The organism is Alkalihalobacillus deserti, from assembly GCF_020734105.1.
In the GTDB taxonomy this organism is placed as follows: Bacteria; Bacillota; Bacilli; order Bacillales; family Bacillaceae_D; genus Halalkalibacter; species Halalkalibacter deserti.
In genome coordinates, this window is record NZ_JAJAFR010000001.1 from 595,058 (window position 1) to 608,972 (window position 13,915).

Below are 13,915 nucleotides of genomic sequence, written 5' to 3' on the forward strand. Positions count from 1 at the left end.
ACTAGAAAAGAGGTTTATGATGAACACGTTAATATTAATAAATACTCTGTTATTCTTAGCTGTCGCTGCTTATGCAGTTTCTTTATTTGTTAGGCTCGTACTGACGAGGTACCAATACATTAAACTTGGAAAAAAAGCGGATTTTAACCATACAATGAAAGAGCGTATGAATGCAATCTGGGTCAATGTATTCGGACAAAAGAAAGTGATGAAGGACAAGAAAAGTGGAATCATTCATCTGATGTTCTTCTATGGATTTTTACTTGTTCAACTTGGAGCAATTGATTTAATTTGGAAAGGGATAGCGATTGGCTCACACTTGCCACTCGGACCATTGTATTCATTTTTTACTTTTTTTCAAGAAATTGTTGTATTGATGATATTGGTCGCTGTTGTCTGGGCCTTTCACCGTCGTTATATTGAAAAACTCGTCCGCTTAAAGCGTGGGTGGAAATCAGGGCTCGTCCTGGTTTTTATTGGGGGATTAATGACCTCAAAGCTGTTAGCAAAAGGAATGGAAATCATTTGGTTAGACAAATCCTTAAGTGGGTTTGAACCGATTGCGTCGGGGATTGCCGCTGGATTTAGCTTTGTTTCTCCTGCTGTAGCAAGCGGACTATTCTTTCTGTTTTGGTGGTTACATTTATTATTTTTGCTAACATTTCTCGTTTATGTACCACAATCTAAACACGCCCACTTAATTGCTGGCCCAGTAAACGTCTTTTTAGGACGGACACATAAAGTTGGTCAATTGTCTTCAATTAATTTTGAAGATGAAAGTCAAGAAGTGTTTGGTGTGAATAAAATTGAAGACTTTAACCAGAAGCAATTGGTTGATTTATATGCTTGTGTCGAGTGTGGACGCTGTACGAATATGTGTCCGGCAACAGGATCAGGAAAGATGCTGTCACCTATGGACTTAATTGTCAAAATGCGTGATCACCTCACTGAAAAAGGGGCTGCGGTCACTTCAAAATCAGCATGGCTTCCGGAGTTTGCGTTCTCAAACACGAAAGCGAATCAACTGGCGATGCGCGGAGCTGCGGGACAGGAAGCCGCAGCTGGATATGATGTAAGCTTAATAGGAGATGTTATTACAGAAGAGGAAATTTGGGCGTGTACGACTTGTCGTAACTGTGAAGACCAATGTCCTGTTATGAATGAACACGTTGATAAAATCATTGATATGCGCCGTTATCTTGTTTTAACAGAAGGGAAAATGGATTCGGACGCACAACGAGCGATGACGAACATTGAGCGTCAAGGAAATCCATGGGGAATTAGCCGTAAAGAGCGTGAAAATTGGCGTGAAGGTCGTGATGATATTCACGTACCTACTGTTAAAGAAATGGAGAAGGTTGGAGAAGAATTTGAATTCCTTTTCTTTGCCGGATCGATGGGTTCGTATGATAAGCGAAGTCAAAAAATTGCTCAATCATTTGCGAAAGTAATGAACGAAGCTGGTGTTACTTTTGCAATTATTGGTAATAAAGAAAAGAATTCGGGCGATACACCGAGACGACTTGGAAATGAGTTTTTATTCCAAGAGCTTGCAGCAGCGAATATTGAACTCTTCCAAAAACACAACATAAAAAAAATTGTCACGATTGATCCGCATGCTTATAATACGTTTAAAAATGAATACCCTGAATTTGGCCTTGAAGGAGTAAAAGTCTATCACCATACCGAACTCTTAGCAAAGCTCATTAATGAGGGGCGTATTCAACCAAAGTATGAAGTGAAAGAGAAAATTGTTTACCACGATTCTTGTTATCTTGGCAGGTACAACGAAGTATATGAACCACCACGTGAAATTTTACGAGCCATTCCTGGCGTTGAAATTGTGGAAATGAAACGAAGTCGCGAGGACGGCATGTGCTGTGGTGCCGGTGGCGGAATGATGTGGATGGAAGAAGATGCTGGTCAGCGCATTAACGTAGCTCGGACAGAGCAAGCGCTTGAAGTACAGCCATCTGTAATTGGAAGCGGTTGTCCGTATTGCTTAACGATGCTAAGTGATGGAGCCAAAGCGAAAGAAGTCGAAGAAGAGGTTCAAACACTGGATTTAGTTGAAATTTTAGAACAATCGTTGATTCAAAAACAAGAAGTTGAATTAGCGTAAAGGTAGATCAGGAAGCTGTAAGTTAATGTAAGTTATCTCAACGATAATGCAACTTGTAATAGGGCAACATCGCATTTTGTTGCCCTATTTATGGGCTTTCAATTATTTATTAAGTTTAAGGATTATAAAGTCTGTGATAACAGTTTAATCACAAACTTAATCAATGTCAGTCTTTATTCTTCAAAACTCGTATTCTCATAAGATCAGACTCGAGGTAAGGGTAGAAATTCAAATACTTTGGAGGTGGCTTTATGTATGATTTCGCAATCGTGGGTGGAGGAATAGTAGGCCTTTCTACAGGTCTAGCATTATATGAACGCTATCCTAATGCAAAAATTATCATTTTAGACAAAGAGAATCAAGTCGCAAAGCATCAAACGGGTCATAACAGCGGTGTCATTCATTCAGGAATTTATTATAAGCCAGGTAGCTTTAAAGCACGATTCGCTCGTAAAGGGAGTCAGTCGATGACCGAATTTTGTAAGAAGTATGACATTGAACATGACATATGTGGAAAAGTTATTGTTGCAACAAAGGAAGCAGAACTTCCTATGCTGGATCATTTATATAAAAGAGGTCTTGAAAATGAATTGAAGATTAGAAAAATAACTTCAGAAGAATTAAAGGAAAAAGAGCCTTTTGTAAATGGAATAGCGGGCATTCTTGTACCAATGGCTGGTATTGTTAATTATAAGCAAGTTAGTGAAAGAATAGCTGAAATGATCCAAGTGAAAGGTGGAGAAATTCAATTAGGAGCTGAGGTGAAAAAAATCACTGAAACCGCAGATGAAGTCGTCATCGAAACGAGCAATCAAACGATTCATGCACATCTGATGATTAACTGTGCAGGTCTTCAAAGTGATCGGATCGCACAGCTGGCAGGTTATAAAACGGATATGAAGATTGTTCCATTTCGAGGTGAGTATTATAAATTAAAGCCTGAAAAAAGATATCTAGTTAAAGATCTTATTTACCCTGTTCCTAATCCAAACTTTCCTTTTTTGGGTGTTCATTTTACACGAATGGTTGATGGAGAGGTGGATGCAGGACCTAATGCTGTATTAAGCTTTAAACGCGAAGGATATCGTAAAGTAGACTTTAATTTAAAAGATTTCTCAGAAGTAATGAGTTACGGAGGATTTTGGAAACTTGCGAGTAAGTATATGAAGGAAGGCATTGGAGAAATGGTCCGCTCAGTTAGTAAAAAGAGATTTGTTGCTAGTTTACAAGAGTTAATTCCGGAAGTGAAAGAAGAAGATTTAGTTATTGGGCCGTCTGGAGTAAGAGCGCAAGCATTGAGGTCTGATGGAAGTTTAGTTGATGATTTCGAAATTATTATCGGAAAAAAAAGTGTACATGTTTGTAATGCCCCCTCGCCTGCTGCAACAGCGTCTATTGAAATTGGCAAAGCAGTGGTAGAACGAATTCCAGTACAACAGCATTTGAGATCAGTCATTATTTCTTAAATAATCGTTAGTTGAGAGAGGTAGGAATAGGAATGGTGAATCCTAATACGCTGCTTATTGCGGGACATGCACGACTGCCTCAAGGGATGGCAGCAAAAAGTGTATTTGATACACTAACAATTACAGCGGAAGTAGATAGAAAGTATGGAGTTATTGTTGAGGCTTCTTGTACATTAGCTACGGATCAGGCGCGAGCGTTTATCGGTCATATTCTTAAAGGAATCAGTCTTAATGAAGACATGGAATATGCTACGAAATTAATTACTGATAATTACAGAGGAAAAGCCACTAATGCTTTAATTGCTGCATTTAAAGATTTACATGTGCATTTTCAGCAATATAGAAATGAGGTTTATTAATACTAAAATCCCTTTGTATGGGGCAGAAATTAACACACCAAGGAATTTGAAATCTTCAAATAATGTGTTGATTTTTTCGGGCCAGTAAGATATGATTATAAGTAGGAATTAACCAAATATATTCACCTTAGGAAGATGACCTCTTTCGAATTCGTGAGTAATTTCATGAAAAGTATTGTTAAAGAACGAATAAAATATATGTGCATAACTGTAATATTTACTATGACTCTAACAACCTTAGAGCAGTAAAGTAATAGAAGCCAGTTATATTATAAGGAGTACCCTTTTTAAGGGTGCGCTATAATATAACTGGCTTTTTATGTTTTATTCCCCTTAACAATATTTATTGTTCCTAAAAAGAAAACATTAGGAGGAATTTGAAATGAGTATGATAGTAGAAAAAACAAGTAGGTTTGTACAAATAACAGAAAGCTATGAGGTGAAACAGCACCCGCAAAGCAATCGCCTATATCATATTGAGATTAAGCAAGGGATTGTCCAACAATTCTTAAAGTTAAATAAAGATGTATCTACACAAGCGCTTGAATATGTACCTTATATGCGTCACATTGTTGCTGGCCAACTGCAGCAATTACTTGGTACATCTTTTACATCGTTAGTTCGCAATATCCTTAATGATCGAGAATCTGGCGGATTTACAATTGGGGTTCAAGGTGAAACGAAGGATAAAGAGAATTATGTGTTGTTTTCAACTGCCTTAACTCACCTTATTGGAACACCTAATTTTGATGCAATGTCGGGTAAATATTATGCTAGGTTTACGGTGAAAGATACAGATAATAGTGATTCTTATTTACGACAAGCCTATCGGTTATTTACGATGCACACAGATGGGACATTTGTGGAAGAACGTACAGATTGGTTGCTAATGATGAAGATGCATGAAGAAAATGCACGAGGTGGTGAATCGCGTTTACTGCATCTAGATGACTGGGCGGAACTTGATAAGTTTTATAAACATCCATTGGGTTCTTATGAATTTACGTATAAAGCACCAGCGAGTAAGAATGTTCAGGAAGATGTTACAAGAGCTCCATTCTTTAATTATAATAATAAACCATGTATCTGTTTTATTGATCAATTTGTTTACCCAAATAGTATTGAGCAGGCAAAATATTTACATGATCTATCAGAGTCATTAGAAAGTGATAACAATGTAATTGAGCTTAAATTACCTGTTGGTGATTTAGTGATGCTTAACAACTTATTCTGGTTACACGGACGCGCGGCTTTTGAAAAGGATCCAAACTTAGATCGTGAATTACTACGTCAGCGAGGAAGTTTTACGCGTTATTAATCTAAAGGACAAAGCCAAAGTGTACTCTAGAGAGTTTTCTCTGCAGTACGCTTTTTTGTTTGAGATTCTTAGAGGTGATTATATATTATTGATTGATAACATGTATATTTTGTGCTGATAGCACCTGAAGAACTTGGTAGAGTAGAAAAAGGAAATTTTTCACAGTTATATAAGAGTCTTCGCTAATATATTCAATAATTCGCATAAAGCAAAAGACAACTGCAGTTTGAGCTCTAAATAAAAGCTTCAGCTAACTTAGGATCATAGAGGAAGCTTCATCTTAACTCGCATCAAAGTAACTCACCCTGAATGATAACCCCAAGTATAATATTCCAGCTCTATCACAAGATAAGAACACATGAATTTTTTAACAAAAGTCGGATTCAAGATAGGTGATTGAAGATGGAATCAAGTTGGCTTTCGATTATCCCATTTTTAGTGGTGATCCCAGTGGCAGTATATACGAAACAAGTGCTCCCGGCCCTCTTTTTAGGGTTGCTAGTTGGGTCTTATATTATGGAGCCTACCATTTTTGGCGGTGTACAAGCGTTGTTTGTCTACGTTGTACAAGCGCTCATTGATACAAATAATATTAAAATTATTGTCTTTTTATATGCTTTTTCCGGACTGGTAGGGATGATTAAGATGACTGGTGGAATTAGGGGATTTGTTGAGAAGGCAGCAGAAAAAATTCAAACAAGAAAACAAGCCCTCGTTCTAACATATGTGTCGACGATCGGGACGTTTGCAGCTCCAACGTTCCGCTTTGTTACCATTGCTCCGATTATGAGAGCATTGCTTAAGAAGGTAAAAATGACGACGGCCGAGCTCGGCTTTGTGATCGAGACAACGGCAACTCCGATTATTGTGCTGATTCCTGTGGCCACTGCTTTCGTCGGTTATATGGTCTCCATTATCCAAATAGCGACTGAAAATCAAGGAATTGAGTTTGACCCTTACTCGCTTTTTATACAAAGCATTCCTTTTAACTTTTTTTCAATCGTCATTATTTTGTTGGGGATCTATTTAAGCTTTTTTCACCATTCTAAAACCAAATCAACTGCGCCGGTGCAGATTGATGAGCAAACAGTTGAAGAGGAAGACGACTGGCATGATTGCCACCCAGGTGTCTCAAAAGAGTTACCGATAAAACCAATGAATCTTCTACTGCCATTGATTTTGGTCATTGGTCTGACGTTATTTTTAACCTGGTGGGGTGGGCATGTTAAAGGATTTGGTTTCTTTGAAGCTTTTATTAAAGCGGAAGTACTAGATGCGATGGTTGTTGCGCTCCTGATAACGGTTCTACTCTCTATTGGATTTTATCTGATTCAGCGATTTAAACTTGAAGAATTGATTTCAGGTTTTATTGCTGGCGGAAATGAACTAATGTCCGTCATCTTGCTTTTATCAATTGTGTGGGGGCTCTCTTCTATTACGGATGACTTAGGGTTCTCAGCTTTTGTTACAGCGCATTCAGGGTGGATTCCGCAAATGTTCATCGCACCCCTCATCTTTATATTTGGGGCCGTGGTTTCGTATTTTATTGGTTCTGCCTGGGGGACATGGGGGATTTTAATGCCACTTGGGATATCTCTTGCAACTGTTGGTGATGTGTCTCTTCCATTAGTAATAGGTGCAGTCTTTGCAAGTGGTTCGTTTGGGGCGTTTGCCTCCCCTTTAAGTGATGATACGAATACAATTGCCAAAATTTTAGGGCTTTCAGTGATCGAGTACGCAAAATATAAATTGAAACCGGCATTAATTGCAGCAGGGATAACGACGGTGATGTATGCAGCTGTGACGTTTCTATTCTAAGGTATATAGCGGTAGGAAAAAGTATACATGATAGGGGAAGTTAAAAGACTTGCCCATTTACTCTATTGATACGGAAGGTACGTGTGTACATAATGACGTAGAGGGTATAGTACTATCTAGCTTTACTAATACGAAGTTTAGTTGATTTTTAAAAAGAAAGAGGGAGTAAAATGGCTAAGAAAAAAATGGAACATGTGGGGGTAATGGTAAAAGATCTTGAAACGTCGACTCAGTTTTACCAAGACATTGTCGGTATGCAGTTGACCCTTGGTCCATTCCGATGGGCACATGCGACTTGCTTTCCTTGGTTTTAATAAGGAAAGGGAAACAGAACTTGAATTAATTCAAGGCTATAATGATGATTTACCAATTGAAGGGAAAGTCCACCATTTTGCGATTACCGTCGATGACATCGAGGAAGAGGTTAAAAGAATTAGAAACCCTGCTGTGAATCTAATTGATGAAGACATTACTACGTTGCCGAATGGATCGAGATACTTTTTCTTTCACGGACCAGATGGTGAGTGGATTGAGTTCTTTGAGAGAGGGAAATAACATGTTTACATTGTACTCCAGGAGGAATTCTTGGGTTTTTTTTGTTGTTAATATGAGTCTCTGTCAGGCTAAATTTACCTTGAAATGGGGAATTTATTAATAAGAGGAGGTGAAAAGGATGTCAGAAAATAATAGACAGGTATCTTATCAACAAACTCTTGGTACTAAAACAGAAATAATTAGACAGACAACAAAAGAACAGGAACAAAATTCCAATCGTAACAACAATCAACCAAGAAACGAAGGGGATTTTCAAGTAGAAGAATAACTTTTAAAAAAGAAAAGAGCACGGTTAACGGTGTTTTAAGGGGAAAATACGTCAAGTTAAAGAGTAATTAAAGTAGAGGAACGAACTATGTATCGAAGGTTTTGCGCATCTGGTATTCACACTAAGGTAGTAAATATGAAGCTTTATGATTAACTATTTTCCTTAGTTAATCCACATCCTAAGCAGCAAACTTAAATGAACTTCAATAACATATTTCAAAAAAAGTAGTTGATATTATAAGTGTCTGGCTATGTTAATTGAGGAAATGAGGATGGCAAATGGAAAAAGAAGTATTATCATATGGTAGTGATTACAAACCAATCCCTGCAACATCTGCAACAAGTGGAGTTGGATTAGAGGTACTTCCTGATTTATTTTGTTACAATGTGCAAATTGTCAATATTATGTTAGTAGGTGATCCGAAGAGTGAGGATTTTGTTTTAGTTGACGCTGGTACACCAAAATCGGCAAATGAAATCATTTCTACTACGGAAGAACGTTTTGGAAAAAACAGTCGACCAAAAGCCATTATTCTAACTCATGGACACTTCGATCATGTAGGGTCAATTCTTGAATTAGTCGAGCATTGGAATGTTCGGGTCTATGCCCATGAATTCGAGTTCCCGTTCTTAACGGGGAAAATGGCCTATCCAGATCCTGACCCAACCGTTGAAGGAGGAATGGTGGCAAAGATGTCACCGATGTTTCCAAACGAACCGATCAATTTAGGAAATAAAGTAGAAAGACTTCCTTCTGATGGGGGCGTTCCTCATATGCCGGATTTCCGTTGGATTCATACACCAGGTCATACTCCGGGTCATGTTTCATTATTTAGAAAGGAAGATCGCGCGCTTATAGCAGGAGATGCATTTGTTACGGTTAAGCAAGAATCTCTCTACTCTGTCTTAACACAAGAGCAGGAAATAAGTGGTCCGCCGAGGTATCTTACACCAGATTGGGAAGCCGCCTGGGATTCCGTTAAAAAGTTAGAGGCCTTAAATCCTTCTGTTGCAGTAACAGGACATGGATTGCCTATGACAGGTGAAATATTGAAAATGAATTTACAAATGCTTTCTCGTGATTTTGACAAAATTGCGATCCCTGACTACGGTAAGTTCGTTAATAAAGATATTAAACATTAGAGTTTTAATAAGTATCCAAAAAAGGAAAAGTCATATTGACTTTTCCTTTTTGGAATTTATTTAATTTGGAGTCTGTTACTCCATATCTTCCGTTATTTGTCCACCGTAGCTATGTGGCTTAGGGGCTTGTTTTAGCTGTTTAGATTCTTTTGTGTTTGGCTCTATTTCGTAAGAGTTTCTTTTTATTTTTTTTTCAGATAATCCTTGTTCGTTGGTGTTCAATTCGCCTACCTCCCACCTTTTAATAATTTCATCAAGAGCAATTTTTTATCCTACTCTAATTGCACTTAAATAGACTACTCACATTAAATTTTGCGTGTTTGTATTTTGTCTTGGCATGTCCATTGGTTGAAACATGTTCATCATTTGGGTGGTTTGTGCATTGTTGAAATTTTGTGGTTGGTAATATCCATTTTGATTCATCCAAGTCCAGATTTCGTAGGCCATCTCTTGACATAAATTAGCACCATTCACATGGTACATTCGGATTTGTGGATCTACGCACTCGTTTGCCCACTGCATTCCCATTACCGAGCCTGATTTATGAGTATTTAGAGCTAAAGTTGCCATTGTTTGATCTGATAAAGTTTGTGTATTCATCATTGGGGCTGACATCGACACTTGATGATGAGCATTAGGGTTTACATTTTGAGTATAGAAGTTTGGAGTTTGATGAGTCAATTGAGCTCCTCTGCCTTGCATAAGGTTAACTCCTTGTTGGTAGGCAGTAATCATTTGCTGTTGATGCTTTGCTAAAATTCCTTTTAAGCGTTGATCTCTACATTGGTTAGCAAATAAACCATGTTGTTCAATCTCTGCTGCTTTCGTTCTCAAGGCTTCTTGTGTTTCTAAAAGTTCATGTGCTGCTAAATTCACATTTCATTCCTCCAAAAAGAATAATTAGGTATGACCCCAAATTAGTTTATGTGCAGAGGATTTTTACATACACTAAAATATAATTTGAAACCATCTAGTAATAATTAAATGTTTTGATCTAATTTAAATTATAGTTAAATAATGTAAAAGCTTAATATTAGAATAAAAAAAGCAACATCATTAGCGTTGCTTAGCGATTAATTAATATTTCTACTATTTTTTAAGAACTTAGCTTCCTTCGATCTTAGTCATTGCCTTTTGAATAACTTCAACAACAAACTGATCTTCTTTTTGCAATTCATTAAGTGAAACAAGTCCATTTACTAAACTATCTGAGATTTGATTAATATCTTCTTGAACTGAAATGGGGACTTCATTTTGTGTTAACATTTTTTGAAGTTCATTAGCAACTTTGGTCTCCTTATTCATTTCTATCACCACCTTAATACAGCTAATTTTTTAAGTGGATCTTAAAGATTTATCCGATCATTTGATAGGGATTATAGGTTCTCAATATCCCAAAGACACTTGGTTATTCTAGTCGTTGTAAGGTTTGAACAATTTGTTCTCTTGTAATTTTGTCACTATCAAATTCAATCTTCACTTCTCCATCAGCTGTGTCCACTAGAACTCTTTCAATTCCTTTTAATTGAGTCAGACTTTGTTCGATTTGTTGAATGGGCTTGATAGTTGTTGCATCTTTCACAAAAATGGTTTCTTGTGTCATAGATTAAATTTCCCTCCTGAAGATGTAGACATCTTTATTTTCTCTAAAGTATTTTATTTTAAACCAAGTTTGTTTTATAAAAAAGCGACATATGTGAGAATAAGGATGACAAGATAGTTTTTTAGTATATAAAATGTCACTAGTGTTGCATTAATAATAATTGAAGATTTGAAATCCTTTGAATCTTCAATTATTAGCTGTTTTAGACATAAAAAAATCCTTTACAATGGAAGTATACTTTACGGCACACGTTAAGCAAGGGGATCGGATCAGAAAGGGACAGCTTTTAACAGAATTTGATATCGATAAAGTTAAAGAGGCAGGCTTCGATTTAAGCACGCCAGTTCTGATCACAAATCCAGGTGAACATAAACTGATTTTCACGACTGATCAAGAGGTTAAGTCGGGAGATTATTTAATGACAGTGGTAAAATAAACGAAACGAAAGAGAAGGGGACGGGCAATACAGTCCTCTTCTCGGTCCTACATATTAGAAGGGGGATATTTGGCAAATCAATTTCCAGAAAACTTTTTATGGGGCGGGGCCCTTGCTGCCAATCAAGTAGAAGGTGCTTACTTGGAAGACGGGAAAGAATTAACCCTTGTCGATTTACTCCCGACAGGAAAAAAGCGTTGGGATATTATGTTTGGGAATATCGATCAATTAACTCCTATCGAAGGGGAATTTTATCCTTCTCATGAAGCAATTGATTTTTACTATCGTTACAAAGAGGATATCGCCCTTCTGGCGGAAATGGGGTTTAAGGCGCTACGGGTCTCGATTGCCTGGTCAAGGATTTATCCGAACGGGGATGACGTTGTGCCAAACGAAGCAGGGCTTGCTTTTTACGACCGCTTGTTTGATGAAATGTTGAAGCATGGCATCGAGCCGGTCGTAACGATTGCTCACTTCGATGTTCCGGTCAATCTAATTGAGAAATATGGAAGTTGGAGAAACCGAAAGCTCGTCACGTTTTTTGAAACGTATGCAAAAACAATATTAGCGCGTTATAAAGAAAAAGTGAAGTACTGGATGACTTTTAATGAAATTAATATGTTGCTGCACTTGCCGTTTGTCGGCGCTGGCCTTGTTTTTCAAGAAAAAGAAGAGCTTTATTGGTATGAGGAAGTCATTGCTAGCAACGGGGAAAAATTAGACTAATTTTTTGTTTCCAAAGAATAAGGATAATCCCTTGTTCTTTGGTTTTTTTTAAAAGTTAAGAAAAAGATTTGTGTTTTTGTTGTCAAATGGAGGGAGAAAATGAAATGAAACTTATTGCATCTGATTTAGACGGGACCCTATTAAATGAAGTTGGTGAAGTTAGTTCTGAAAATGCTGCTGCCATAAAACGCGCGCAGCAACAAGGAATCACATTTGTTGTCGTATCAGGAAGATCGCACGAGTATGCCCGCAAGCCCCTTCAGGATGTCGGCATCACTTGTCCGGTCATTTGTTTTAACGGAGCAGCAATTTATTCCGAAGAGGGAAAGCTGATTAAAAAATCTCCGTTATCAAAAAGTATTGCCGAGCAGGTTCTCTCTAAGGTCTTAGAAGATAACCTCTATTTGGAAGTTTTCACAAATGAATGTCCCTATTCCACAAGTTATGAACGCTTTACACAAGTAATTATTGATATTTTTCAAACAGCTAATCCTACTATGGATAAAAAAACGATTCTGCAATTTGCCCGGAAACGTTTTGAGGAAGAAAATGTACAGGTAGTAAATGACTTTCAAGAAGTGATCGATAACGAAGAAGTGGAAGTTTATAAAATGCTTGCTTTTTCCAAACAGCAGGAGCCGCTCGAATCGATTAGAGCTACATTAGCTCCTATGGAAGGACTAATTACTACCTCTTCAGCAAGCAGAAATCTGGAGTTTAATGACCCAGAAGCCCAAAAGGGAATAGCATTAAGTTACTTTGCTGACCATATAGGAGTTGAAATGGCTGATGTGATGAGTCTAGGGGACAATTTTAATGATGAGACGATGTTAAAAATGGCCGGCCTAGGTGTCGCAATGGGAAATGCAGAAGAGGAAATTAAAGCGTTAGCGGACTTTACGACGAAAACAAATACCGATCACGGCGTAGCCTTTGCAATAGAAGAAATGTTAAATAATCATTTACAAAAATAACGGCTAAGGTTCCTGCCCCCAATTGCTTAAAAGTACCGGGGACAGGAACCTTTTATGTTAAACTACTTGCTTTTAGAAGTTTTCTATATTAAAAAGGGTTTATTATACTTGTCCTTTCCGACTTTTTTCAACGGTTTCTCCTGTTGATTTTCTGTCCGGCAAAAAGAGAGTGATCATGACCATCGTTCAACCGAACAATAAGAAGATAAATTTATTATAAATAATAGGCACATTTTGTTAAAGTGTAATCATGACAATTCGAGTATTAAACAAGTGACCATATGACAAACATTAAAGGATTAGCAAGGATGGCTGGAGCATCAGACACTGTTTCCCGTTAATTTAACGTGGAACGATGTGATATAGACGGAACATTGCTTACTCATGATAAAGAATTGCCTCTTTCAACAAAAGAAGCCGTTTTTTCATTAAAGGAAAATGGACATGTAGTATCCATTGAGGAAGGGCTCCTTTTATGTATGAGGATTTACGAAAGGAATTGGATATAAATACGTACGTTAGTTATAACTGTCAATATGTTGTGCTAAATGGGGAAGTTCTCTATACCAATCCATTAAAGATTTCATCACTAGAAAAGTTAACAGCAGCAACTCTTATTAACAATCATACCTGTTGTCTTTATGGATCATGAGGACATGAGGGCAAATGTTCCCGAACATGCCTACATAAAGGAAAGCATTGAAACCTTGAAAATCAAGCGTTTTCCTACACATGATCCGCATTATTACAAAGGACGTGAATTGTACCAAACTCTTCTATTTTGTCCAGAAGGGCAAGAGAAACAATATGAACAACAATTTCAAGACTTTGATTTTGTGAGGTGGCATCCTGTTTCAGTCGATGTTCTTCCTAGGGGAGGTTCCAAAGCAAAAGGTATTGAGCAGATTGTTCAAAAACTAGGATTTTCAGAAGAACGTCAATATGCATTTGGAGATGGGCTGAATGATGTGGAAATGCTTTCAACTGTAAAAAATAGTGTCGCAATGGGGAATGCAGAAAATAACTTATAAGATGTCGCAAAATATGTTACCAAATCAGTTGAGGAAGATGGGATTTTCCATGGTCTTCAAATGGTATAAATGAATTAGATTTAAAAGCATGAAAGAT

General features: G+C 37.4%; 13 protein-coding genes and 3 pseudogenes. 12 read left to right on the top strand and 4 right to left on the bottom strand.

Going from position 1 to position 13,915, the window contains the following annotated elements:
- Window positions 1-19: 19 nt before the first annotated feature.
- From LDX58_RS02940 to LDX58_RS02975, 8 genes and pseudogenes are all read left to right on the top strand, one after another.
- Window positions 20-2,122, top strand: coding sequence for a (Fe-S)-binding protein (locus LDX58_RS02940; protein WP_227935342.1), 2,103 nt, complete (start codon window positions 20-22; stop codon window positions 2,120-2,122).
- 251 nt (window positions 2,123-2,373) lie between these two features.
- A complete protein-coding gene (gene lhgD, locus LDX58_RS02945) occupies window positions 2,374-3,588 on the top strand; it encodes an L-2-hydroxyglutarate dehydrogenase (RefSeq protein WP_227935343.1) in 1,215 nt (404 codons plus the stop codon).
- Between the two features lie 32 nt (window positions 3,589-3,620).
- On the top strand, window positions 3,621-3,947 hold the full coding sequence (locus tag LDX58_RS02950) for a DUF3870 domain-containing protein (protein ID WP_227935344.1): 327 nt from the start codon (window positions 3,621-3,623) through the stop codon (window positions 3,945-3,947).
- 382 nt (window positions 3,948-4,329) lie between these two features.
- Window positions 4,330-5,265, top strand: coding sequence for a glutarate dioxygenase GlaH (gene glaH, locus LDX58_RS02955; RefSeq protein WP_227935345.1), 936 nt, complete (start codon window positions 4,330-4,332; stop codon window positions 5,263-5,265).
- Between the two features lie 402 nt (window positions 5,266-5,667).
- Entirely contained in the window at window positions 5,668-7,083 is a 1,416-nt protein-coding gene (locus LDX58_RS02960) for a Na+/H+ antiporter NhaC family protein (protein WP_227935346.1), read from the top strand.
- A gap of 170 nt (window positions 7,084-7,253) precedes the next feature.
- Window positions 7,254-7,638, top strand: a pseudogene (locus LDX58_RS02965) (VOC family protein).
- Window positions 7,639-7,756: 118 nt separating this feature from the next.
- On the top strand, window positions 7,757-7,906 hold the full coding sequence (locus LDX58_RS02970) for a hypothetical protein (protein ID WP_227935347.1): 150 nt from the start codon (window positions 7,757-7,759) through the stop codon (window positions 7,904-7,906).
- Between the two features lie 278 nt (window positions 7,907-8,184).
- Entirely contained in the window at window positions 8,185-9,048 is an 864-nt protein-coding gene (locus LDX58_RS02975) for an MBL fold metallo-hydrolase (RefSeq protein ID WP_227935348.1), read from the top strand.
- 75 nt (window positions 9,049-9,123) lie between these two features.
- Here LDX58_RS02975 and LDX58_RS02980 read toward each other — a convergent pair whose 3' ends face one another.
- The 4 genes from LDX58_RS02980 to LDX58_RS02995 form a co-directional block, all read right to left on the bottom strand.
- The gene (locus LDX58_RS02980) at window positions 9,124-9,270 is read right to left on the bottom strand and encodes a hypothetical protein (RefSeq protein WP_227935349.1); all 147 of its coding nucleotides are present in this window, start codon (window positions 9,268-9,270) and stop codon (window positions 9,124-9,126) included.
- Window positions 9,271-9,348: 78 nt separating this feature from the next.
- Complete coding sequence (locus LDX58_RS26350) at window positions 9,349-9,924, bottom strand: spore coat protein (RefSeq protein WP_227935350.1); 576 nt, start codon at window positions 9,922-9,924, stop codon at window positions 9,349-9,351.
- Between the two features lie 228 nt (window positions 9,925-10,152).
- The gene (locus LDX58_RS02990) at window positions 10,153-10,353 is read right to left on the bottom strand and encodes a hypothetical protein (protein ID WP_227935351.1); all 201 of its coding nucleotides are present in this window, start codon (window positions 10,351-10,353) and stop codon (window positions 10,153-10,155) included.
- A 103-nt stretch (window positions 10,354-10,456) separates the two neighbouring features.
- Window positions 10,457-10,651: a heavy-metal-associated domain-containing protein gene (locus tag LDX58_RS02995; RefSeq protein ID WP_227935352.1), complete on the bottom strand. Its 195-nt coding sequence runs from the start codon at window positions 10,649-10,651 to the stop codon at window positions 10,457-10,459.
- A 178-nt stretch (window positions 10,652-10,829) separates the two neighbouring features.
- Between LDX58_RS02995 and LDX58_RS03000 the strand changes: the two genes are divergently transcribed.
- From LDX58_RS03000 to LDX58_RS03015, 4 genes and pseudogenes are all read left to right on the top strand, one after another.
- Window positions 10,830-11,087, top strand: a complete 258-nt coding sequence (locus tag LDX58_RS03000) for a PTS glucose transporter subunit IIA (RefSeq protein ID WP_227935353.1) — start codon at window positions 10,830-10,832, stop codon at window positions 11,085-11,087.
- A gap of 69 nt (window positions 11,088-11,156) precedes the next feature.
- Window positions 11,157-11,753 (top strand): annotated as a pseudogene (locus LDX58_RS03005) (family 1 glycosylhydrolase); the annotation flags it as partial.
- Window positions 11,754-11,917: 164 nt separating this feature from the next.
- Window positions 11,918-12,787, top strand: a complete 870-nt coding sequence (locus LDX58_RS03010) for a Cof-type HAD-IIB family hydrolase (RefSeq protein ID WP_227935354.1) — start codon at window positions 11,918-11,920, stop codon at window positions 12,785-12,787.
- Between the two features lie 347 nt (window positions 12,788-13,134).
- Window positions 13,135-13,887: pseudogene (locus LDX58_RS03015) on the top strand (Cof-type HAD-IIB family hydrolase).
- Window positions 13,888-13,915 lie beyond the last annotated feature (28 nt).